The 22,990-nt window shown below is 62.3% G+C and carries 22 protein-coding genes; 6 read left to right on the plus strand and 16 right to left on the minus strand.

Annotated elements, in window-relative coordinates; genetic code table 11:
• Positions 1-27: 27 nt before the first annotated feature.
• The 4 genes from IPM16_07285 (at position 28) to IPM16_07300 (ending at position 5,047) form a co-directional block, all read left to right on the plus strand.
• Positions 28-1,371, plus strand: coding sequence for an AAA family ATPase (locus IPM16_07285; GenBank protein MBK9122912.1), 1,344 nt, complete (start codon positions 28-30; stop codon positions 1,369-1,371).
• 83 nt (positions 1,372-1,454) lie between these two features.
• Positions 1,455-2,720 carry a GTPase ObgE gene (gene obgE / locus IPM16_07290; protein MBK9122913.1) on the plus strand — a complete coding sequence of 422 codons (1,266 nt, stop codon included), beginning with the start codon at positions 1,455-1,457 and terminating at the stop codon, positions 2,718-2,720.
• Entirely contained in the window at positions 2,717-3,337 is a 621-nt protein-coding gene (nadD, locus tag IPM16_07295; GenBank protein ID MBK9122914.1) for a nicotinate (nicotinamide) nucleotide adenylyltransferase, read from the plus strand. The genes obgE and nadD overlap by 4 nt, the downstream gene beginning before the upstream one ends.
• Positions 3,338-5,047 (plus strand): transporter substrate-binding domain-containing protein, encoded by a 1,710-nt coding sequence (locus IPM16_07300; GenBank protein ID MBK9122915.1) that lies wholly within the window; start codon positions 3,338-3,340, stop codon positions 5,045-5,047.
• Here IPM16_07300 and IPM16_07305 read toward each other — a convergent pair.
• The 14 genes from IPM16_07305 to IPM16_07370 form a co-directional block, all read right to left on the minus strand.
• Entirely contained in the window at positions 5,044-5,475 is a 432-nt protein-coding gene (locus IPM16_07305; protein ID MBK9122916.1) for a hypothetical protein, read from the minus strand. The two genes, IPM16_07300 and IPM16_07305, sit on opposite strands and share 4 nt — an antisense overlap.
• A gap of 42 nt (positions 5,476-5,517) precedes the next feature.
• Positions 5,518-6,369 (minus strand): sulfotransferase family 2 domain-containing protein, encoded by an 852-nt coding sequence (locus IPM16_07310; protein ID MBK9122917.1) that lies wholly within the window; start codon positions 6,367-6,369, stop codon positions 5,518-5,520.
• A 2-nt stretch (positions 6,370-6,371) separates the two neighbouring features.
• The gene (leuB, locus tag IPM16_07315; GenBank protein ID MBK9122918.1) at positions 6,372-7,433 is read right to left on the minus strand and encodes a 3-isopropylmalate dehydrogenase; all 1,062 of its coding nucleotides are present in this window, start codon (positions 7,431-7,433) and stop codon (positions 6,372-6,374) included.
• A gap of 25 nt (positions 7,434-7,458) precedes the next feature.
• A complete protein-coding gene (locus IPM16_07320) occupies positions 7,459-7,821 on the minus strand; it encodes a cupin domain-containing protein (GenBank protein ID MBK9122919.1) in 363 nt (120 codons plus the stop codon).
• On the minus strand, positions 7,818-9,404 hold the full coding sequence (locus IPM16_07325) for a citramalate synthase (protein ID MBK9122920.1): 1,587 nt from the start codon (positions 9,402-9,404) through the stop codon (positions 7,818-7,820). The genes IPM16_07320 and IPM16_07325 overlap by 4 nt, the downstream gene beginning before the upstream one ends.
• A 7-nt stretch (positions 9,405-9,411) precedes the next feature.
• Positions 9,412-10,017, minus strand: coding sequence for a 3-isopropylmalate dehydratase small subunit (leuD, locus tag IPM16_07330; GenBank protein ID MBK9122921.1), 606 nt, complete (start codon positions 10,015-10,017; stop codon positions 9,412-9,414).
• 7 nt (positions 10,018-10,024) lie between these two features.
• Positions 10,025-10,660, minus strand: coding sequence for a hypothetical protein (locus IPM16_07335; GenBank protein ID MBK9122922.1), 636 nt, complete (start codon positions 10,658-10,660; stop codon positions 10,025-10,027).
• 8 nt (positions 10,661-10,668) lie between these two features.
• Entirely contained in the window at positions 10,669-12,093 is a 1,425-nt protein-coding gene (leuC, locus tag IPM16_07340; GenBank protein MBK9122923.1) for a 3-isopropylmalate dehydratase large subunit, read from the minus strand.
• Between the two features lie 15 nt (positions 12,094-12,108).
• On the minus strand, positions 12,109-12,366 hold the full coding sequence (locus IPM16_07345; protein MBK9122924.1) for a hypothetical protein: 258 nt from the start codon (positions 12,364-12,366) through the stop codon (positions 12,109-12,111).
• Between the two features lie 2 nt (positions 12,367-12,368).
• The gene (locus IPM16_07350; GenBank protein MBK9122925.1) at positions 12,369-13,973 is read right to left on the minus strand and encodes a 2-isopropylmalate synthase; all 1,605 of its coding nucleotides are present in this window, start codon (positions 13,971-13,973) and stop codon (positions 12,369-12,371) included.
• Between the two features lie 136 nt (positions 13,974-14,109).
• The gene (ilvC, locus tag IPM16_07355) at positions 14,110-15,117 is read right to left on the minus strand and encodes a ketol-acid reductoisomerase (protein ID MBK9122926.1); all 1,008 of its coding nucleotides are present in this window, start codon (positions 15,115-15,117) and stop codon (positions 14,110-14,112) included.
• Between the two features lie 53 nt (positions 15,118-15,170).
• A complete protein-coding gene (gene ilvN / locus IPM16_07360) occupies positions 15,171-15,740 on the minus strand; it encodes an acetolactate synthase small subunit (protein MBK9122927.1) in 570 nt (189 codons plus the stop codon).
• Complete coding sequence (gene ilvB / locus IPM16_07365; GenBank protein ID MBK9122928.1) at positions 15,737-17,443, minus strand: biosynthetic-type acetolactate synthase large subunit; 1,707 nt, start codon at positions 17,441-17,443, stop codon at positions 15,737-15,739. The genes ilvN and ilvB overlap by 4 nt, the downstream gene beginning before the upstream one ends.
• 67 nt (positions 17,444-17,510) lie before the next feature.
• Positions 17,511-18,431 (minus strand): branched-chain amino acid transaminase, encoded by a 921-nt coding sequence (locus IPM16_07370; protein ID MBK9122929.1) that lies wholly within the window; start codon positions 18,429-18,431, stop codon positions 17,511-17,513.
• Positions 18,432-18,971: 540 nt separating this feature from the next.
• Here IPM16_07370 and IPM16_07375 point away from each other — a divergent pair.
• Entirely contained in the window at positions 18,972-19,898 is a 927-nt protein-coding gene (locus tag IPM16_07375; GenBank protein ID MBK9122930.1) for a DMT family transporter, read from the plus strand.
• Between the two features lie 79 nt (positions 19,899-19,977).
• Entirely contained in the window at positions 19,978-20,955 is a 978-nt protein-coding gene (locus IPM16_07380) for a Gfo/Idh/MocA family oxidoreductase (protein MBK9122931.1), read from the plus strand.
• 4 nt (positions 20,956-20,959) lie between these two features.
• Here the strand turns inward: IPM16_07380 and IPM16_07385 are convergent, their stop codons facing one another.
• Positions 20,960-21,592, minus strand: coding sequence for a ComF family protein (locus tag IPM16_07385; protein ID MBK9122932.1), 633 nt, complete (start codon positions 21,590-21,592; stop codon positions 20,960-20,962).
• A gap of 3 nt (positions 21,593-21,595) precedes the next feature.
• The gene (gene argH, locus IPM16_07390; GenBank protein ID MBK9122933.1) at positions 21,596-22,966 is read right to left on the minus strand and encodes an argininosuccinate lyase; all 1,371 of its coding nucleotides are present in this window, start codon (positions 22,964-22,966) and stop codon (positions 21,596-21,598) included.
• Between the last annotated feature and the right edge of the window lie 24 nt (positions 22,967-22,990).

Genomic DNA, 22,990 nt, shown 5'->3' on the forward strand with positions numbered 1-22,990 from the left:
GACCGATTCCGAATTGGAGCAGGTGCAATGACCACACCACTGCGGCCACGCTCGTTGCAGAGCCTCAGCGATCAGCAGCGCTACGCCCAGTCAGGCGGACGCTGGTCGCCGCCGCCTCTGGCCTCCCTCGAAGACACCGGCCTGACAAAACTCAGTGTTGCCGACCATGTCCTCAAAATCCTTTACTTCGGTGGCGACCTGACCGGTTCGGAAGTCGCGGATCGCATTCGGCTGCCGTTCTCCGGCGTGCTGGACAGCGTGTTTGAGTTCCTTAAGCGCGAAAAGTTCATCGAGGTGCGCGGCGCAACGCAGGGTTACAGCGAAGCCACCTATCGCTACCTGATCTCTATGAAAGGTACCGAGAAGGCACAGGAAGTCCTGCTGCGTTCGCAGTATGCTGGCCCTGCCCCGGTCCCTCTCGATCAGTACATCACCTCGGTCAACGAGCAGAACCGCGAGCGCAAGCTGGTCACGCAGGACGTACTGCGCGGCGTCATGGATCAGCTCGTCATCAGTGACGAAATGCTCAATCGCGTCGGCCCGGCGGTCAACGGCGGGCGCTCGATCTTCCTCTACGGCCCGCCCGGCAACGGCAAGACCACGATTGCGGAGCGTGTCGGCCGCATGGTGCTCGGCGAGGACCTCTGGATTCCATATTCGATCGACGTCGATGGACAGGTCATCCAGATGTACGATTCGCTCAACCACGAGCTGTCCGACGCGCAGGAGCGCGTGCGGTATGCCACCGGCCTCGTGGCCGATCAGCGCTGGGTGTGCATCAAACGGCCGATGATTATGGTCGGCGGCGAACTTACGCTGCAGGGACTCGACCTCACCTACGACGAGTCGAACCGGTTTTACGAGGCGCCGTTCCAGATGAAGGCCAATGGCGGCCTGTTCCTGATTGACGACTTCGGCCGGCAGCAGGTGCGCGCCGTCGACCTGCTCAACCGGTGGATCGTTCCGCTTGAGAAGCGCGTCGACTTCCTCACGTTGAACAACGGCCGCAAGATCGAGATTCCCTTCAACGTACTGGTCGTATTCTCGACCAACCTCGACCCGAAAGATCTGGTGGACGAGGCGTTCCTGCGCCGTATTCGCCACAAGATCGAAGTCGGCAACCCGAACATGAACCAGTTCCGCGAAATCTTTCAGGTTATGTGCAAGGTGATGAAAGTTCCGTACGACGAAGGCGGCCTGAAGTACCTGCTGCGCAAGTGGTACATCGAGAAGGGCCGCGACCTGCGGGCCGTGCATCCGCGCGATATCCTGTCGCAGCTGCTCGATATCGCGAATTACCAGCAGCGGCCGCCCGAACTCACGCCGGAACTGCTCGATCAGGCGGCAACGTCGTACTTCGTCGAGTTGTAGTCGGTTACGCGCACCTATTCGCGCCTCACAGCTTGCGGGTACAATGAGCGCCGTTCTGATCAGATACGGGGCTGTACCCGCGCATGTTCTTTGATGAAGTGAAGATATTCGTACGCAGCGGAGACGGGGGCGATGGCACCGTCTCGTTTCTGCGTGAGAAGTTCATGCCGATGGGCGGTCCTGCCGGCGGCGACGGTGGACGCGGCGGAGATGTCGTGTTTCGTGTCAATCATCGCACAAATACGCTAAGTGCATTCGGCCAGAAGGCGCACTTCAAGGCGGAGAACGGCAAGCGCGGCGGTGGCAAGAATATGACCGGCGCATCTGGCAAGGATGTCGTCATCAAGGTTCCGCCCGGCACCGTCGTGAAGGACGCCAACACCGGTACCGTACTCGCCGATCTGGTCGATCGCGACGCAGAAGTTGTGCTATTTACCGGCGGGCGCGGCGGGCGCGGCAACGCGCGCTTTGTCAACAGCCGCAATCAGGCGCCGCGCTACGCCGAACGGGGCGAACCCGGCCACGAACGCTGGCTCATTCTCGAGCTGAAGCTGATCGCCGATGTCGGCATCGTCGGCGTGCCTAACGCCGGAAAATCAACGCTGTTGTCAGTGGTGAGCAACGCCCGCCCCAAGATTGCCAACTATCCGTTTACGACGCTCGAGCCGAATCTCGGGGTCGTGCTCAAGGACGACCGCGACCTCGTCTTCGCAGATATTCCGGGCCTGATTGAAGGGGCGCATGCCGGCGTAGGACTCGGACACAGCTTTCTGCGCCACGTGCAGCGAACCCGCATGCTGATCCACCTCATCAACGGTGAATCCGAAGACCCGATGGCCGACTTCAGTCAGATCAACAGTGAATTGGCGCTTTACGACGAACGGATGGCCTCGAAGCCGCAGATCGTCGCCTTCAATAAGGTCGACCTGCCTGACGTTCAGATGAAGTGGGAAGCACTCAAGCCGGAGTTTGAACGCCTTGGCGTCGATGTCCTCCCGATCAGCGCTGCCACGCAGACCAACGTGCGGCAGCTAGTCGACGCGGTGTTCGCCAAAGTCGATACGCTGCCTGACGAAGAACCGCTTCACGTCATCTCGCCGGCGGTTCCCGAGCCGGACACCACCGCCGTGCCGTTTACGATCACGGTCGACGATCACGGCGCCTATCGCGTGTCGGGTCACCGCATAGAACGCGCTGCAGCGATGACCCATTGGGACAACGAAGAAGCAATCATGCGCTTTCAAGAGATCCTCGAAGTTCTCGGCGTGAGCCAAGCGCTCGAGGAGCACGGCGTTCGAGTGGGAGACACCGTCATTATCGGCGATTACGAATTGGAGTGGTCCGAGTGACCGACTATCGGCGTATCGGCATCGTAGGCGGCACGTTCGATCCTCCGCACATCGCACACATGATTCTGGGCGAGCACGGCTACGAAGAGCTTCGCCTCGACAAAGTGCTGTACATTCCAGCGGGTACGCCGCCCCACAAGGAAAGCACGCGCACGCCGGCGAAGCATCGCGCGGCTATGACCGAGATCGCGATTTCGGACAACGATCACTTCACAATGAGCCGTGTCGACCTCGACCGGCCCGGCCCACACTACACGGTGGATACCATCGCTATCCTGCGTGAGACGTATCCGGGCGCAGAGTTCACGTTCATCATGGGCGAGGACATGTTCAAGGAACTGCCGCAGTGGGAGCGCGCCGAAGGGTTGTTCACTGCAGGCGCCCTGAGAGTGGCGGTCATGCGCCGCCTCGGTGTCCACGGTGTGCTGCGTGCCGACGAGCACGAAGCGAAGCTGCCCGGGCTTGCCCGCAATGTAACCATGCTCAAGTCGCCGCTAGTCGAGATTTCGTCCACGGACGTCGTGCGGCGACTCCGGAACGGCGACAGCGTGCGATACCTCGTGCAGGATCGCGTGCTCGCCTATATCAAGGACAACAGACTGTATCAGGAGGTCTAGTTGACTCGCTCGATATTCTTTGCTGCAGCGCTGCTCTGCCTCGCTTTCGGCATCGCTACCGCACAACCCGGACCCGTGGCGACGCTTGTGCCACCCACTCCGGTCCCCTACAACACTACGGCCACAAGCGAGACCGCGCTGTCTGAAAGCGGGATCAAGCGCATCGTGGATACTGGTCGCGTTCGCGTGGGAATCCTGTACACCGAGCCGCCATTTGGCACGTTCACCGAGCGCGGCGAGCTGCTGGGGCTCGATGCCGTACTGGCACAGTCGTTTGCCGACCTCTGGGGCGTAGAGCTTCGCCTGAGGCAAGTCACACGGCAGACCGCATTCGAGCTGCTTCAGGACAACGACGTCGACATGCTCATCGCCGCGCAGGTCCACCGTCGCGAACTGGACCGCGCGGTAGACTACAGTCAGGCCTACTACGTCGGCAGCCAATCGCTGATGGTGCGCGTTGACGACGGCGCGCAAGCCCCCTCCGATCTCGCGTCGCGCCGTATCGGCGTCGTACTGGGGTCCGAGGCAGAAATCGCGATACGCGCGTGGGCAGCCGAAACCGGATTTGCCGGCGCGATAGAGACCTATCTCACTGTCGACCGGGTGTACGGCGCGCTCGGCGCAGCCGCGGTTGATGCGATAGTCGCGCCACGCCATCAGCTCGAACAGCTCGCCCTGCTAGCGCCCGATACGATTCGCATCCTTGACGAGCCGATTCAGTCCGAGCCGTATGCCGTTGTCGTACCCCGCCAGGATCTGCCGCTTCGGCGTTTGATCGACCAGTCGCTGCAACATCTGCAGCGCGAGAGCTCACTCGATCAAATCCGACGGGATCACTTCAATCAAGGTACGTTCAGCGTTGTGCCGGTCTGGGCGAACCTTCCCGAATCGCCTTCTCCCGAGGCGTTTTCGGCCGACATCCCCTACCCGACCACCTACACGATCCCGCGCCTGCAGACAAACGGCGTAGTTCGGGTCGCTGGGCCGTTTCTCGACAACAATGCCTTGGCCGCCGCGCAGCAATCGGAGCGCAGGCTCGACCGCTTTAATCGCGACTTCGTCGCGCAGCTTACACGCAGTTGGAACGTGACCGTCGAGCTGATCACAGCGGACCCGGCCGACGCAGCGCGTCTGGTTGCGGAAGGTGGGGCCGACATGGCCGTCGGTCTTGAGCCGGACTGGAACCTCGCCGCACAGGTCGACTTCAGCGAGCCCTACTTGCTGCGCGGGACACGGCTGATGGTCAAGGCGAACAGCCAGATTTTCGGTTTCGAGGAACTCCGTGGTGGAGGGACGGTCGCGACCGTGTTCTCCGAGCCGGGGGCAGCGGCAGACGCCGTGCGCCAAGCAGAGCGCGCCACAGCCCGCATCGAAGGCTTCCAGACCGACGAATCCAGCCTTGCCCTGCAGATCCTCGACGACCTGAATGCAGACGTGGCCTATGCGGACATCTTCAAGCTGATGGCGCACCTCGAGGCGTATCCGAACGACCTGCGCTTGACTGACGACTGGTACAGCCGGTCATACTACGCCGTCGCCTTGCCGCTGAATGATGCGGACTTCCGCCTACTGGTCGACTACTCGATCCAGGCGCTTGCCGAAGACGGCACGCTGCGTCAGCTCTGGAATGGTCTGCTGCCGGCCGACGAGCCGATCCCGGTCGAGATCGTCCCCGGTCCAGACGCGTTCCTCGGCTACGTGATCGACTAGTCGGACCTTGCGTGTGGGCCGAATTTGCGCGTCATCGACTTGATGTCGCCGACGGGCTTGAAGCGCAGCGCCGACCACGTTTCGTCAATCGAGATTTGCGTGACCGGCGCCCAGTCCAGCGCCTCGACCGGTCCCCAGCCGCTGTCCCGGCTGATGTCGGTCTTGATCGGGCCGGACTTCTTCGGATAGGCAAACCATACGACCGCGCCGACTTTCGCGTTCTTGACAGCCGCGGGGCCGTGCTTGGCGATTGCCGCCGCATCCTTGACGAATGCCAGCCACACATCTGCGGACTTGTCCGCCTTGATCGATACGTTGGCGGTGTCTGGTAGGCCGTCAAGCGACGCGACAAATCCGTCCGGCGCATTCAGTATGCACGCGCTCACGTCTGGCTTGATCTGCAGCCGTCTTGCGAGGGTCTGGGGCATCTCTCTCACTCCTGACTGGGACAACAACTATGTCGGACGGCACTAAAGCCAGAACAGACGCCGCAACACGCGTTTGAGGCGGTCGCTGCGTATGCGATCGACCGCCCGCGCCACGTTGCCGTAGATCGTATTCGACCGCTGAAATGCGGCGAGGTCGCGTTCAAGATCGGGACCGTATGACGCGCAGGCCGCGTCGAATAGAGCGCGCCCAGCCTCGACGATCGCACCGTCTACGGCCAGATGCCCGCGCAGCTCGGCTTTGAGATCGGCGCTGATCTCGCTGCGCTCATGCACCTGCTTGGTCGTGTTGCGGCGCACATAGTACAGCCGCTTCCAGCCGAACGCCCGCCGAAGCAGGAGCAGCGAGGTGTCAAACTCGGACGTCAACCCAACCACCGCATGGCGCTTCAGGTTCGCGACGGCTAGATCGATCATCTCGCTCGCGCTCAACTCGCCCGGCTTGAACGGCACGTGATTCACCGGATCGGCATAGCCTGCGAGGCGGCGCGCAACATATGAGCCATGGCGCTCCTCCAACGCGAACTCGCTGAACGTGACGGCGCTTCGCTTCTCGTAGTTGCGGTGGTCGCGCGACGTCGTGACGTAGTAGTACTGCGAGATCAGCCTGTCGACCGGATCGCGCAGCATCGTGAAATACGCGGCGGGCTCGGACCAGATCGCGTGTATTCCATAGTGTACGTGCCCGGCAACGTAGGCCAGTGAGTCGCGCTCATGTTGCGGCCTCTCGAACAGCGCATGTTCGCCAGCGCTTCGCGTCTCGAACTGCACGTAAGCCGGCAGTCCCGCGTAGTTTCGCCGCAGCACGTCGTACAGGCTCATCCCGCCGGTTTTCGGGATGTGCAGAAAGACGACGCGCTGACGGTCGCTGGACATGGCTACAGGGCGTTGACGACCGCTTGCGTGAACTCGTCGGTGCTGACGAATGCACTGCCCTTCGGCGCAATGTCGGCAGTGCGTGCTCCGTCTGCCAGCACGCGCTCGACAGCCGCTTCGATGGCCGCCGCTTCGGCTTCCAGTCCAAGGCTGTACCGGAGCAGCATCGCCGCGCTGAGCAACTGGCCGATCGGGTTGGCCTTGCCCTGCCCCGCGATGTCCGGCGCGCTGCCATGGACCGGCTCGTACAGCCCAAACGTTCCCGTTCCGAGCGACGCCGATGGCAGCATCCCCAGCGATCCGGCCAGCACCGACGCCTCGTCACTGAGGATATCGCCGAACATGTTTTCTGCTAGGATGACGTCGTACGACGCGGGCCGCGTCATCAGGTACATGGCCGCCGCGTCGACGTACTCGTGATTGAGTGCGACATCCGCATAGTCCTCGGCGACCTTCATGACGGTCCGTCGCCAGAGTCGCATCGACGCCAGCACGTTGGCCTTGTCTATGGACGTCAGCTTTCCACTACGCTGCTGCGCCGCGCGGAAGGCGACATGCGCCACGCGCTCGATCTCGCCGATAGTGTAGTTCATCGTGTCGAAGCTGTAGTCGTCCCCGTCCTGTTCTTTGCGCGCGCCGAAATACAGGCCGCCGGTCAGCTCGCGGACAATCAGCATATCGACACCGTCCAGCAGCTCCGCCCGCAGTGGCGCATGACCGAACAAGGCTGGATAAGTCTTGACCGGGCGCAAGTTGGCAAACAAGCCGAAATGCGAACGGATCTTGAGCAGCCCCTGCTCCGGGCGCACCGGCGCGGTCGGGTCGGCATACTTGGGCAATCCGACTGCGGCGAGTAGGATAGCGTCTGCCTGTTCGCCTGCGCGCAGCGTCGCGTCGGGAAGCGGCGAACCGGTCGTCTCGATCGCGATACCTCCAATCAACTGCTCGTCATACGCGAACTGATGGCCGAATTTGGACGCGACAGCATCCAGCGCCGCAACAGCCGATTTGATCACCTCCGGCCCGATGCCGTCTCCCGGCAGCAGAACGATATTCGCCTTCATGTAAGGCCGCTCCCTTCAGCGTGAATCAGATTTCGACTTGATCTGTTACCGTTCGATCCGACACGGTTGAGCCAGTGTGAGCAGTTGTCGCCCGCTCGAAAAGGACGACGCGGGTTTCGACTGGCGCAAACGGGTTGTGCTCGGTGCCTGCCGGCACGACGATGAACTCACCGGGCAGTACGGTCACCGTTCGATCGCGGAACTGCATGTGCAGCTCGCCGCTGATGACCAGAAAAAGCTCGTCCTCGGCCTCGTGCGCGTGCCAGACGAACTCGCCTTCGAGCTTTGCCAGCTTGACCAGATAGTCGTCCACACGGCCGACGATCTTCGGCGACCACGTCTCGCTGAACAGCGCGAACTTCTCGGCCAGATTGACTTTGTCGGTCATTGAGGCTGCCGCTCTCTGCGGGCGTCGTTGGCAAGCAGGACACCGTATTCGATGCTGTCGACCAGCGCCAACCAGCTTGCGATGATGATATTTGTGCCTGCGCCGACCGTGCTCCAGCGCCGGTTGTGGTTCTGAGTATCGATCAAGACCCGTGTCATTGCGCCGGTGCCGTTGGCCCCGTCAAGGATTCGCACCTTGTAGTCGGCGAGCTGGAAGTCGCGCACCTGCGGATAGCGTGGAATGAGCGCCTTGCGCAGCGCCAGATCGAGCGCATTGACCGGTCCGTTCCCTTCTGCTGCGGTGTGGACGATGTCGCCATCCAACTCGATCTTGACCATCGCTTCGGCCAGATCGCCCCGCCCGCGCCGGTTTTCGACGATGCACGTGAAGTCCACCAGCGAGAACACAGGTACGTAATCCTGTGAGGCGCGCCACACTCGAATGGCGACGGACGCCTCGGCGCCTTCGAACACGTAACCGGTGTGTTCCAGCGACTTGATCTCGTCGAGCACCTTCGCCGCGGCCGCGCTGGAGATATCGAGGCCGAACTCCTCCGCCTTGCTCATCACGTTGCCGCGCCCGCTCAGGTCACTCACCAGCACGCGCATCTCGTTGCCGACCAGTGCAGGGTCGATATGCTGGTAGCTGTCGACGTTGCGCCGGATCGCCGCAACGTGGATGCCGCCTTTGTGCGCGAACGCCGACCGGCCGACATACGCCAGATGATGGTCCGGCGCGAGGTTGCAGACTTCGGCGACCGTCCAACTCAAACGCGCCAGCGTGCGCAAGTTCTCGGCTGGAACGCAGTCGTAACCCATCTTGAGCATTAGATCGGGGATGATGCTGCACAAGTTTGCGTTGCCGCAGCGTTCGCCGTACCCGTTGATGGTGCCTTGCACGTGGATGACCCCGGCTTGTACGGCAGCCAGTGTATTCGCAACCGCGAGTTCGCCGTCGTTGTGCGTGTGGATGCCGAAGTCGACGTTCGGAAATGCGTCGCGCGCCTTGATGACGAAGTCCGCTACTTCCCACGGCAGCGACCCGCCGTTGGTGTCACACAATACGACCGCGTCTGCCCCGCCATCCGTCGCCGCACGCAGCGTCTCGAAAGCGTACTCGAAGTCAAGCTTCGCACCGTCGAAGAAGTGCTCGGCGTCGTATATCACTTCTTTGCCGAGCGACTTGAGATAGGCGACGCTCTCGCGGATCATGCGCAGGTTTTCTTCGGCGGTCGTCTGCAGCACATCGACCACGTGCAGCATCGATGTCTTTCCCACCACCGTGCAGACCGGTGTTTGCGCGTCGACCATCGCCTTGAGGTTTTCGTCGTCCTCGGGCCGCGCGCCCTTGCGACACGTCGCTCCGAACGCCGCGATCTTCGCATGTTTCAACTGCAGGGCGCGTACCTGCTCGAAATAAGCGGCGTCCTTCGGGTTGCTGCCGGGCCAACCGCCTTCGATGTAGGCGACGCCAAGATCATCCAGCATGCGCGTGATTTTGAGCTTGTCCGCGACGGAGAGCGAAATGCCCTCGCGCTGAGTGCCGTCCCGAAGGGTTGTGTCGTAGATGGCGATGCGGGTCATGCGAATCCTAGATCGTGGTGACTGGTGCAGGATGTGCGGCTTCGTATGCGGCGGCTTCGCCTTCAAGGCGGAGCAGGAAGCCAAGCTGATCGACTCCGTTGAGCAGGCAGTAGCGCGAGAAGCCATCGACCGGGAACGTCACTGCGCGACCATCAGGCAGCGTGAGCGTCTGTGCCTCGAGGTCGACGCGTACCTGCGCGGTCGGGTCTTCCTGTGCTAACGAGATCAACTGCTTCTGCGTGTCTTCGTCTACCGTGATCGGAAGCAGGCCGTTCTTGAGCGAATTGTTCTTGAAGATGTCGGCGAAGTCGGTGCTGACGACTGCCCTAATCCCGGCGCCGAGCAGCGCCCACGGTGCGTGCTCGCGGCTTGAACCACAGCCGAAATTGTGGCCGGCGACCAATACCTGCGCGTCCTGATACTGCGGTTGGTTCAGCGGAAAGTCCGGCTTAGGCGAACCGTCGGTGTTATAGCGCCAGTCGCTGAACGCCGCCTGCCCCAGACCGGCCTTGTCGGTCACCTTGAGGTAGCGTGCCGGAATGATCTGGTCGGTGTCAATGTCGTTGATCGGCAGCGCCACCATGCTGCCAGCAAATGCTTTGAAGGGTTCCATTGTCCTCTTATTCCCTCGTCATGAACCGTTCCAGCGCATCGAGCAGCGTCGAAATCGCGGCCACCGACGCGCGCACGTCGCCCGGTCGTTCCAGGCTGTGATTGGCGCCATCGAGCACGAGCCTGCTCCCGCCAGTCGCGGAGATCGCGCGCTCCATTCTGGTGCTGTCGAACGTCGCGTCCGACGTGCCGCCAACGAATAACGAGCGCGGTTTGTGCTCCTCGATCGACTCCATCACGGCGTTATCGGCGAAGATTGGCGTCAGCCATACACAGCGCGCCAACCCAAGATCGGAAGTATGGTCGATTAACCGCGCCATGGCTTGTGTCCCGAGCGATTTGCCGACCAGCGCGATGCGCGAGTAGCGATGATTGAGCGTGGCGGTCGACCAGACTGCAGCGGCGCACGCAACCGCGTGCGCGACCATTTCCGGATAGCTCATCTCGCCAAACTCGTAGTCCACCGAGATAAGATCGTAGCCGTGTTGGATGAACCAGAGGCCGGGATAGTGCAGTACCGGCCCCTGCGCGGTATAGCCACGTCCCGGCAGGATCAGCGCAACGCTCGACCCATCGCCACGGATCCACGTGCTGGGAACGGGTCGCCCATCGGGAAGTCTCGCGTGAAGCCGGTCGGTTGGCATGGCGTCTCCTAGTTCGTCACCAGCGTGCGCGGGTCGGTGACGACACCGGTCAGCGCCGTTGCCGCTGCAGTCAACGGGCTGGCGAGAAACGTGCGTCCACCCTTGCCCTGCCGGCCTTCGAAGTTGCGGTTGCTGGTGCTGACGGCATATTCGCCCGGCGCGAGCTGATCGCCGTTCATGGCAATGCACATCGAGCAGCCCGCCTCGCGCCACTCTGCGCCCGCCGCCTTAAAGACCTCGTCCAAACCCTCGGCCTCGGCCTGCTTCTTTACCTGCTGCGACCCGGGCACGACCATCACGCGGACGTTGTCTGCTACCTTGCGGCCGTTCAGGTACTTGGCAGCCTCGCGCAAATCGGTGATGCGCGAGTTGGTGCAGCTTCCGATGAACACGACGTTGACCGGCTTGCCCAGCAGGCTTTGCCCCGGCTGAAGGTCCATGTAGCGCAGCGCCTTGTCGAGCGCCATCTTCGCGCTGACGTCACCTATCTGATCGGGGTCGGGCACGCGATCCGTGATGCGCATGCCCATACCCGGGTTGGTACCATAGGTGATCATTGGGGTGAGCGCGTCGCCGTCTAGCTCAACCGTCGCGTCGAACTCGGCGCCGTCGTCGCTGGGCAGCGATCGCCAGCGCGCTACCGCCGCGTCCCATTCGGCGCCCTTCGGCGCACGGGGCCGGCCCGCAATGTAGTTGAACGTCGTTTCGTCAGGCGCGACCATCCCGGCGCGCGCGCCACCCTCGATCGACATATTGCAGATCGTCATGCGCCCTTCCATCGACAAGCCGCGGATGGCGCTGCCCATGTACTCGACGACGTAGCCTGTGCCGCCCCCAACGCCGATCTTGGCGATGATGGCGAGGATAATGTCTTTCGCCGTGACGCCCGGCGAAAGCGTGCCGTCCACCTTGATCGCCATGGTCTTGGGCTTGTTCTGAAGCAGGGTCTGAGTCGCCAGCACGTGCCCGACCTCGCTGGTGCCGATGCCGAATGCCAGCGCCCCGAACGCGCCGTGCGTGCTGGTGTGGCTGTCGCCGCACACGATCGTCATGCCGGGCTGTGTTAGCCCCTGCTCCGGCCCGATCACGTGCACGATGCCTTGATTCTCGGTACCGAGCGCGAAGAGCGGGATGCCGAATTCCTGACAATTGCGCGTCAGATAGTCGAGCTGAAACGCCGCCTGCGAGTCGGTCACGGGAATGATCCCGTCCAGCCCGCGCGGCGTCGTCGGCGTGCTGTGATCCATCGTCGCCAGCGTTTTGTCCGGCCGGCGGACCTTCAGTCCACGCTCGCGCAGCAGGGTGAACGCCTGCGGCGACGTGACCTCATGCACCAGATGCAGGTCGATGTACAGGACGGCCGGTGTGTCGGCCGTCTGCGGCCGAACCAAATGCGCGTCCCATACCTTTTCGAAGAGCGTCTTTCCTGCCATGCGTCCTCTGTTCCTCTATCCCTCGATCGGCTTTTTGAACCACAGCCGGCGAAAATCGGTGTACGTTGCTTCGGTCAGGACGCGCGTCCGCACCTGCTGCTCGGCGCCCGTCATTTCCCATCCCTCACTGCCCATCTGCGCGATGACGGTGAAGGCCTCTTCTTCAGACCCGACAGCGGTCACGCGGTGGTCGCCATTAGGCATCAGCACGGTAACCTGCGCCTTGCCGCGAATGAAGTCCACCACCGCGTAGAGCCACCGCCGTTCCGTCATGGCTAGGCGCCTCGAATGCCTACGGCGGCGGCTTCGCCTTCCGGCTTGATGTCGCCGTGGCCGAGCGCAACCAGCATGCGGTTGAGCGCCGCCATGTACGCCTTGATGCTGGCAACCACAATATCCGGTTCGGCGCCGTAACCGCCAAACGTCCGGTTGTCGCCGGACGGTGATATGCGCACGGTCACTTCGCCCAACGCGTCGATCCCTTCCGTCACGGCATGAACCGCGTACTCGATCAACGTGTTGGGCGCCTGTACGATCGCGTCCACGGCACGGAATGCCGCATCCACCGGCCCGGTGCCGACCGAAGCATGCACAAACTCGTCGCCAACCTCGCTGCGGATCTTGAGCGTCGCTGTCGGCATGCCCATCGTCCCACACGTGATCTGACAGTCGACCAGCGAGTAGATCTCCTGCGGCTTATGCGTTTCATCGGCGACCAGCGCTTCGAGATCGGCGTCGGTGACATGCTTCTTGGCGTCGGCTAGCGCCTTAAAGCGCGCAAACACACGGTTCAGCTCGTCGCCTTCGAAGGTGTAGCCCAACTCCTGCAAGCGGACCTTGAGCGCGTGGCGGCCGCTGTGCTTGCCGAGAACCAGCCGCGACTCGTGCAGCCCGACCGTCTCTGGAGTCATGATCTCGAACGTCTGCGCATTCTTGAGCATGCCGTCCTGATGGATGCCGGATTCATGTGCGAACGCATTCGCCCCGACGATGGCCTTGTTGGGCTGGACTGGCATGCCGGTGTAGTTGCTCACCATCCGGCTCGTCTTCACGATCTCTCGCGTGTTGATACTGGTCGATAGATGGTAGTACTGCGGCCGCGTGTGCAGCGCCATCACGACTTCTTCGAGGCTGGTGTTGCCTGCGCGTTCGCCAATGCCGTTGACGGTCACCTCGACCTGCCGCGCACCGGCCTGTACGCCAGCCAGTGTGTTCGCAGTCGCCATGCCAAGGTCGTTGTGGCAGTGTACCGACCAGATGATGCCTGAGCCGGGGCCGGCACCGGGCGTTTCGTGGATCAGGTTGTGGATCAGCTCGTACCACTCTTGCGGCGCAACGTAGCCGACCGTATCGGGGATGTTGAGGGTCGTTGCGCCACACTGCACGGCCAGCGCGCACACCTCGACCAGAAATGCCGGATCGGCGCGGCCTGCATCCATCGGGCTGAACTCGACGTCGTCGCAGAGGCTCTTGGCGAGCGTGACGCCTTTGCGGATGATCTCCAGCGCCTCGGCTTTCGTGGTCTTCGTGATGTAGTTGAGATGATATTCAGACACACCGAGGAACGTGTGAATGCGCGGCTTGGCCGCGTCCTTCACACCCTCCCAGCACGTGCGAATATCGCTCTCGATCGCCCGGGCCAGACCCGTGATGACGGGGCCGTCTGGCATGCCGACCTCGCGGGCGATACGCTGAACGGCCGCCAAGTCGTCCGGCGACGCAGCAGGGAAGCCGGCCTCGATGATGTCGACGCCCAGCTTTGCGAGCTGACGGGCGATCTCCAACTTTTCCGCGCTGGTCAGCGTTGCGCCGGGGCTTTGTTCGCCGTCGCGCAGCGTCGTATCGAAGATGACGACATGGTTCTCAGGGTACTTGGGCATCACAGGTCTCCTCTGCTCGGTATTGAAAGGACGTCGGTTTGCTGGCTAAGGTCGCTAAGGCCATCCTCTGCCATGCTCACCTCCTTCCCTCCGGTCGCGTCAGAGCGCGATACGCCACTCCCGTCAGACATCGTCGCTAGTCCTGCTTGACCCGCTTGGCGTTCAAGAACGGCATCATGTCGCGCAGTTCCGCGCCGACCTTCTCCAGTAGCAGGTCATGCTCGGTCTTGCGGCGCGGGCCGAAGTTCGGACGGCCGTCCTTGTTCTCATGAATCCACGCGCGCGCGAATTCGCCGCTCTGAATTCGTGAGAGCACGCCCGACATCTCTTCCTTGACCATGTGCTCGAACGAGTCGCCGACGACGTAGCCGCCGTATTCTGCCGTATCGCTCACGCTGTACCACATGTAGCTCAGGCCGCCTTGATACAGCAGATCCACGATCAGCTTGAGTTCGTGCAAGCACTCGAAATACGCGATCTCGGGCTGATATCCGGCCTTCACCAACGTCTCGAAGCTCGCGCGGATCAGCGCAGTGACGCCGCCGCACAATACGACCTGCTCGCCGAACAAGTCGGTCTCGGTCTCTTCCTTGAACGTCGTCTCGATCACGCCGGCGCGCGTGCAGCCGATCGCCTTGGCGTAGGCCAACGCCTTCGCCTTGGCCTGCCCGGTTGCGTCCTGATGGACTGCCACCAGACCCGGTACGCCGCCGCCGTCGAGGTAGACCTCGCGCACGCGGTGCCCGGGTGATTTGGGCGCGACCATCGTCACGTCGACATTGGCCGGCGGCACGATCGTTCCGAAGTGGATATTGAACCCGTGGGCGAACATCAGCATCGCGCCCGGCTTCAGGTTCGGGCCGATCTCGTCGTTGTAGACGTCTGCCTGCACCGTGTCCGGCGTGACGATCATGATGACGTCTGCGACCTGTGTCGCTTCGCCCGGCGTCAGGACGGTCAGTCCATCTGCTTCGGCCTTTGCGCGGCTCTTGCTGCCCGCGTGAAGGCCGACCACAACGTTCAGTCCGCTGTCTTTGCAGTTCAGCGCGTGTGCGTGCCCCTGACTGCCATACCCGATCACCGCAATCGTCTTGCCGGCCAGCAGGCTCAGGTCGGCGTGGTTCTCGTAATACATCGTTGCCATAGGTGCGACATTCCCTCCGTACGTCGGGGCCGATTCCCCGGATGTCCCAGTAACTAAACGCTGTAACGCTCGAGTTCGCCGTCTTGCAGCGTCATCGACGCCGGCTCGTACTCGGTATCCTGTGTGCGCACGCCGCGTCCCATCGCCACCACACCGGTGCGGACCAGTTCAATGATGCCGATCGGCTTGAGCTGGCCGATAAACTCCTCGACCAACTCGGTGCGCGCGGTGATCTCGACGATCGCGACCTGCATGCCCATGTCGATGATGCGGGCCGGGAACCGCTCGCACAGTTCGGTCACGGCGTTGAAGCTCTCGGTGTCGTCGGTGCGTACCTTGACGAGCGCCATGTCGCGCTCGACGTGCAAGTCTTCGCTGATCAGGCGGGCGTCGATGACGTTGACCAGCTTGTAGAGGTTGGCGACCATCTGGCGTGGGTTCAGCCGGTGGCCATCAATCACAATCGTCATTCGGCTGACGTGCTGCTTGTGGGTACGTCCGACCGTCAAGCTGTCGATGTTGAAGTTGCGCCGGCGAAACAGGCTTACGAGCCGATTGAGCACGCCGGGCTTGTTCTCAACCAGTGCCGAGATGATGTGTTTCTTGGGCGTGTTCGTGCTCATGGCTGCTTTTCTCCCAGTTTCGGGCGGCGGATCATCTTGTCCAGATCAGCCCCGGCAGGCACCATCGGATACACCATTTCCTCCTTGAGGATGACGTACTCGATCAGCACCGGGCCTTTGATACTGCGCGCGAACTCGACCGAGTCTTTAATCTGGTCGCGGCTGGTCACGCGCATCGACGGAATGCCGTAGGCTTCGGCCAGCTTGCAGAAGTCCGGGTTGACCATCGGGGTGGCGTGGTAGCGCTGTTCGTAGAAGATCTCCTGCCACTGGCGTACCATGCCGAGGAATCCGTTGTTGAGAATCGCGATCTTGACATCGACGTTCTCCTGCCGCGCAGTCGCCAGTTCGGCCAGCGTCATCTGAAAGCCGCCGTCTCCGACAATCGCCCACACTTCCTCGTCCGGCTTGGCGAACTTCGCGCCGATGGCCGCCGGAAAGCCAAACCCCATCGTCCCCAGACCGCCGCTGGTCAACATCGATGCCGGACGTTGATGCGGGTAATACTGGGCCTCAAGCATCTGGTGCTGGCCAACGTCGGTGACGGTCACAGCGTTACCGTCGGTGAACTTCCACAGGTCGTTGATGACCTGCGCGCCGAGCAGTGCGGTGCCGTCGTAATGCGTCAAGATGTCGCGCTCGCTGCCGTCCTCTTGCCAATCGCGAATACGGCGCACCCACTCCGGGTGCTGTTTGCGCGGGACGAGCGGAAGCATCTGCGTAAGGACGGTGCGCAGGTCGCCTACGATACCGATGTCGACCTTCACGTTCTTGTTAATCTCGGACGGATCGATATCGACGTGGATCTTGCGCGAATTCGGTGAGTACGTCTTTATGTTTCCGGTTACGCGGTCGTCGAACCGCATGCCGAGGGCGATCAGCAGATCCGCTTCCTGAATGGCGTGGTTGCTGGCCGCGTTGCCGTGCATGCCCATCATGCCGATGCACAGCGGGTGATGTTCCGACATCGCGCCCTTGCCGAGCAGCGTGAGCGTCACCGGAATGCCTGCCAGCTCGGCCAGTTCCTGAAGCTGCTGGGTGGCGTGGCTCATGATGAGTCCGTGGCCGGCGAGGATCAGCGGGCGCTCGGCCTCCTGAATGAGCCGGATCGCCTCCACGATGTCGTTATCTTCGGCGCTGTCAGGAACCTTGTACCCGGGCAGGCGAAGCTTCCCGGTCGGATAGCCGAGAAATTCGGCCTTCTCAATCTGCACGTCCTTGGGGATGTCGATCAGCACAGGGCCGGGCCGGCCCGACCGAGCGATGTGGAATGCCTCTTCGACGACGAGCGGGATCTCGGCCGCGGACATGACGAGATAGTTGTGTTTGGTCACAGGCAGCGTTACGCCGGTGACGTCGGTCTCTTGGAACGCGTCGGTTCCGATTGAGCCGCGCGCCACCTGCCCGGTGATCGCGACGATGCCAACCGAGTCCATCATGGCGGTGGCTAGCCCGGTAACGAGGTTGGTCGCGCCCGGGCCGCTGGTGGCGATGCACACGCCGACCTTGCCCGAGGCACGGGCGAACCCGTCCGCCATGTGGCTTGCGCCCTGTTCGTGTCGAACGAGCACGTGGCGAATCTGCGGGTATTTGGTCATCGCGTCATACGTCGGGAGGATTGCGCCGCCCGGGTAGCCGAAAACGACTTCGACCCCTTCTTTGATGAGACACTCCAGTAAGATTTCGGCGCCGGTCAGCAGCATTGTCGGTCCTTCTCCCCGCTCACTACCCGTCCGTACACTAACAAGCGGGCACGATGCCCGCCTTCGATCACTTGTTCACGTAACTCAACCAGCCGTGCTTGTCCTCGGACGAGCCTGACGTTATCCCAAAGAACCGCTCTTGCAGCGCCTTGGTGATCGGGCCGCGCGTGCCGCTGCCCACCGGCATGCGGTCGATCGAGCGCACCGGTGTGATCTCCGCCGCGGTGCCGGTGAAGAAGACTTCGTCGGCCAAGTACAGCATGTCGCGCGGGATCGGCTCGAAGCGCACTTCCACGCCCATGTCCTTCAGCAGCGTGATCGCGCTGTCCCGCGTAACGCCTAGCAAGATCGAGGCCCAGCTTCCCGGCGTGATGACTACACCGTCCACGACGACAAACACGTTCTCGCCTGCGCCTTCGCTTACATAGCCGTTGATGTCGAGCGCAAGTCCCTCGTGGAAACCGTTGTCATGCGCTTCCATGCTGATGAACTGGCTGTTGACGTATTGCCCGCCAATCTTGCCCCAGCTCGACGACGTGCCGGGGGCCATGCGCCGCCACGAGCTGATCTGCACGTCCACGCCGTTCTCGATGGCGTCCGAGCCGAGATACCGCCCCCACTCCATCGTGAAAATCACGAGGTCGGTGGCGTTTTTGCGGCCTTCTAGGCCCATCGCACCCCGCCCGCGGAAGGCAAGTGGCCGGATGTAGCACGCGTCATGCCCGTTGCGGCGGATTGTCTCGAGGATCGCGCTGTTGATTTCGTCCGCGGAGTACGGCAGATCGATCTTTGCCAACTTGCAGGAGTTCACCATACGCTTGGTGTGGGGCTGAAGGCGAAACACGGCCGGCCCCGACGGCGTGCTATACGCCCGAATGCCCTCGAATACGCTTGATCCGTAGTGCAGCGCGTGGGCTGTAACGTGGACGGTGCAGTCCTCAAACGCTACCCATTCGCCGTTGCGCCATGCATAGGTTCCAAAGTTCATGCGGTGTCCTCTCTATCCCAATAAACGCCGAAAGCCCCCGGGCTTGGGGGCTTTCGTGTGCAGGTTCTGCTCACTTGCGGGGTCTGTCCGCGTCCCAAGCCACTAAAGCCCGTTCCCAATAATAAGGACGAGTACGAGGGCAAGGCTAATGACTACGGAACGCGCGGCTTCGCGCATGATCTAGATCCCTGTGGATTTGTTCACAAGTTGGGACAAGGCTAACCATATTTTTGGCACCTGTCAACAAATCTGTCGTACACGCGGCAAATTCGTCTAACCTGACCAAGCCTTGTGCTGCAGGTTGCCCAAGTCGAGGCGCCAATTGAGGATGGCTGGTGGGACCTTCCCGCGCTTCACCTGCTATAATCGGGCGTCCAACCTACAGAGGCAGCTAGGGTTCCGCCGGGATGGCACCGGGATTGGTTCGAGCGCTGCGGAATACCACGTGTCGTGGTCTGCATCTCAAAGGCTAGAAACCTGGAGGAGTGCGGTTGGAGACGATTTCGCGTCTCTATCCGTGATCGCCCGAAAGGAACGGCTATGCCATCGCACGTCCACAGTGTGCTGCAAGCGCTCTTCGTCACGTTTCTGTGGTCCACCTCCGTCATTCTCATCAAGACCGGCCTCGAAACACTGCCCTCATTGACGTTCGCCGGTCTGCGTTACGGGTTGGCGTTCGTGATTCTTCTCCCGCTGGCGCTGCACGCGAATCACCGGAGCGCGAGCACGCGCCTGACACGCGCGGACTGGCGTCGGCTGATCCTGCTCGGCTTGATCGCGTATACCTTCACACAAGGCGCGCAGTTCGTCGCGCTCGACTATCTACCACCTGCCACCCACAGCATGATGATGAACAGCACATCCGCCGTCGTGCTGGTGATCGGCGCAGTCTGGCTTTCCGAGCACCCGACACGCCTACAAATCGCCGGTCTCACGGTGTTCTTCGCCGGCATTGTGCTGTATTTCGCCGGATCGGACTTCTCCGGTACGCAGGGGACCGGCCTTGCCGTTGCGGCGTTCCAAGTGTTTGCGAATGCCGGTGCTGCCGTGCTGGGTCGCTTTGTCAACCGGTCAGCGACACTCTCTCCCCTGCTCATCACCACGATCAGCATGGGAGTCGGCGCGGTCGTGCTGATCGCTGCCGGACTTCTCACGCAAGGTCTACCGGCGCTCGATGTTGGAGAAATCGCGATCGTCGTCTGGCTTGCAGGCATCAACACGGCCTTCGCGTTCACGCTCTGGAATCACACCCAGCGCACGCTTTCCGCTATGGAATCGAGCATGATCAACAGCACCATGCTGATCCAGGTTGGCGTGCTTGCGTGGGTCTTCCTCGGCGATGCGCTGTCGGTTCGCGAAGTCGCCGGCATGCTGCTTGCCGCCTTCGGCGTCCTGCTGGTGCAGGTTCGTCGGCTGCACCGCACGCGACGCTCGTCTCAACTCGAGTCCGCGGACAACGTGGCATGATGGTCTCGTCGTGAGATGCGCTAAAATCGGCATCCGACGTCAAAAACAACCGTTGTCTCAGTTCCGTAAGGAGATTATTGTGACGCCGATCCGCTGGGGCATTCTGGCAACCGGAAAGATCGCCCGAAAGCTAGCCCATGACATTGGCACTATGGAGGACGCGGAGGTCGTTGCCGTCGGCAGCAGATCGCAGGCCAACGCAAGCACGTTCGCGAAGGAATTCAACGTGCCGAACGCATACGGCAGCTACGACGATCTGGTCCGCGACCCGAATGTCGACGTGATCTACGTCGCAACGCCCAACCACATGCACTACCAGAACACCATGGCTTGCCTGCGGGCAGGGAAACCGGTACTGTGCGAGAAACCGTTTGCGCTGAACACCCGTCAGGCGCAGGAGATGATCGACTATGCCGAGCGCCACAACCTCTTCGTGATGGAAGCGATCTGGTCGCGCTTTATTCCAGCCCACCGCAAGCTGTACGATCTGGCGTGGACGGGGGCGCTTGGCGAGATTCGCGCGATCAGCGCCGAGTTCGGCTTCCGCGCGCAATTCGATCCTGCCAGTCGCCTATTCGATCCAGCACAAGGCGGCGGCGCGCTGCTCGATCTCGGGGTCTATGCGCTGGCCCTCGTGGTCAAGCTGTTGGGCACGCCGGATCGGGTGACCGGCTTCGCTCAGCTTAGCGCAACCAACGTGGACGAGCAGTCGGCCATCGTACTGGGTTTCCCGTCGGGAGCAGTCGCGAACATCACCTGCGCGCTCCGCACACAGCTATCCAACGCTGCACGAATCTACGGGACCAAGGGCCGAGCTCGTCTGCACGAGCCGTTTTGGCGTCCGGACGAGCTGACGACGGTGATTGACGACAACGAGCAACACTACGCAATCCCGCGGCAGAATTGGGGCTACCAGCATGAACTCGAAGAGGTGCACCGCTGCTTGCGCGAAGGTCACGTCGAGTCGCCCCTGATGTCGCACGACGATACGCTTACAATCGCCCGCATCATGGACGACTTGCGCAGACAGTGGGGCGTAACGTATCCGGGCGACTGATCGTTCAGGCGAAACAGACTGCCGCGCAAACCACGCTCGCTGCACCCGCTGCGCGCAGCGTATCGGCGCACGCGATCATCGTGGCTCCTGTCGTGACGACATCATCGACGAGGATCGCCGCGGCCGGCACGGGGTCTGCGGAGCACACGAACGCCCCCTGAACAGCCCGATGCCGCTCTGCTGCATCCCGTCCGACTTGCGGCCCGTGCCAAACGCTTCGCTCAAGCGCGTGTACGTAGGGTAGACCGGTATGGTCAGCGAGCGCTTCGGCCAACAGCGCCGTATGATCATAGCCGCGCCAGCGCACGCGGGCGGTATGCGAGGGCACCGGCACGATCGCGCTGCGGCCTAACCCGGCTTTTTCGATCGCTACCGCGATATGCCCTGCCAGCGAGTCCGCAAGCTCCGTCGCCCGCTGAAACTTGAACGCAACCACGGCATCCCGCATTACGCCGTCGTATGCGTGCGCTGCCACTGCCCGCAGGTCCGGCGTTAGCCATCGGGTAAGGTTCTTGCCGGGCATGGAGTCGAGCATGCGCTGGCAGGTTTCGCACCATGCCGCGCCGACCCGGCGGCAATGCGCACAGGTCGGTGGATACAGCAGGTCGAGGATCCAACCAGCCGCATTCCGAAGCATCGTCTAGTCCGCGAGCAGCGCCAAACCCGCGGCTACCTGCGCCCGAACACTGTCGGGCGCCGTACCGCCGGGCGCGTTCCGAGATCGGGCCGAGGCGTCGTAGTCGAACACGTCCATGACGTCGTCGGCGATCAGGTCCGACAGCCCACGCAGGTCGCCGACCGACAACTGGTTGAGCGAAACGCCCCGTTCGCGCGACAGACGCACCGTCCGACCGGCAGCGTGATGGGCCTCGCGGAACGGCATGCCCTTGCGCACGAGATATTCGGCCAAATCGGTCGCGAGCATCTCGGCGACAAGGCCGGCGCGCATGCGGTCGGGATGGAACGTCAACGTTCGGACGACGCCGGTCACCACAGGCAGCAGTTGACCAAGCGTGTCTACCGTGTCGAACAACGGTTCCTTATCCTCTTGCAGGTCTTTGTTGTAGCCGGTGGGCAAGCCTTTGAGTGTCGTCAGCACGCCCGTCAGATTGCCGACAAGCCGGCCAACCTTGCCACGTGTCAGTTCCATCGGATCGGCGTTCCGTTTCTGCGGCATCAGGCTCGAACCCGTGCTGTACCGGTCGGCCAGCGTCACGTAGCCGAATGCCGGATTGCTGAACAGGATCACGTCTTCTGCAAGGCGGCTCAGGTGCGTACCTACCATCGCACACGCAAACAGTAGCTCTGCCACGAAGTCCCGGTCGCTGACCGCATCGAGGCTGTTCTGACTCACTGACGAGAAGCCAAGTTCCGCCGCAAGCGCACTGCGGTCAATCGGGAACGGGACGCCCGCCAGCGCCCCGCTTCCCAAAGGCAGCACGTCGATGCGCGAAATCGCGTCGTTCAGCCGCTGCGTGTCGCGTTCTAGCATCCAGAACAGGCTCATCAGCCAGTGCCCCGCGGTAATTGGCTGCGCGGGCTGCAGGTGCGTGAAACCGGGCATCACGGTGTCGGCGTGTTCGCGGGCACGTTCCGCTAACGCGCGCATGAGCTGCCGAATGGCCCCAAGCAGCTCGGTCGCCGCGCCGCGCGCCCAAAGCCGGAAGTCGGTAGCGACCTGATCGTTGCGGCTGCGGCCTGTGTGCAGCTTGCCGCCCACCGGCCCGACAAGTTCGGTCAACCGGCGCTCGACTGCCGTGTGGATGTCCTCGTCACTGTCGGCGAAAACGAACGTGCTTGACGCGAACTCGCGCGCGACCTCGTTCAGCCCGCCGACGAGTGTTTCGGCCTCGGCGCTTGAGATGACGCCTGCGCGCGCCAGTCCATTCGCCCAGGCAATGCTGCCGCGGATATCCTCAGCTGCCATGCGTTGATCGAACGGCAGGCTATCGTTAAGCAGTCGAAGATCGCCGTCTGTCGGCTCGTTGAACGCGCCGCCCCACAGAGTCATAGGAACACCTCATTGAGTTACCAG

The organism is Candidatus Flexicrinis affinis, assembly GCA_016716525.1.
GTDB classification, from domain to species: Bacteria; Chloroflexota; Anaerolineae; order Aggregatilineales; family Phototrophicaceae; genus Flexicrinis; species Flexicrinis affinis.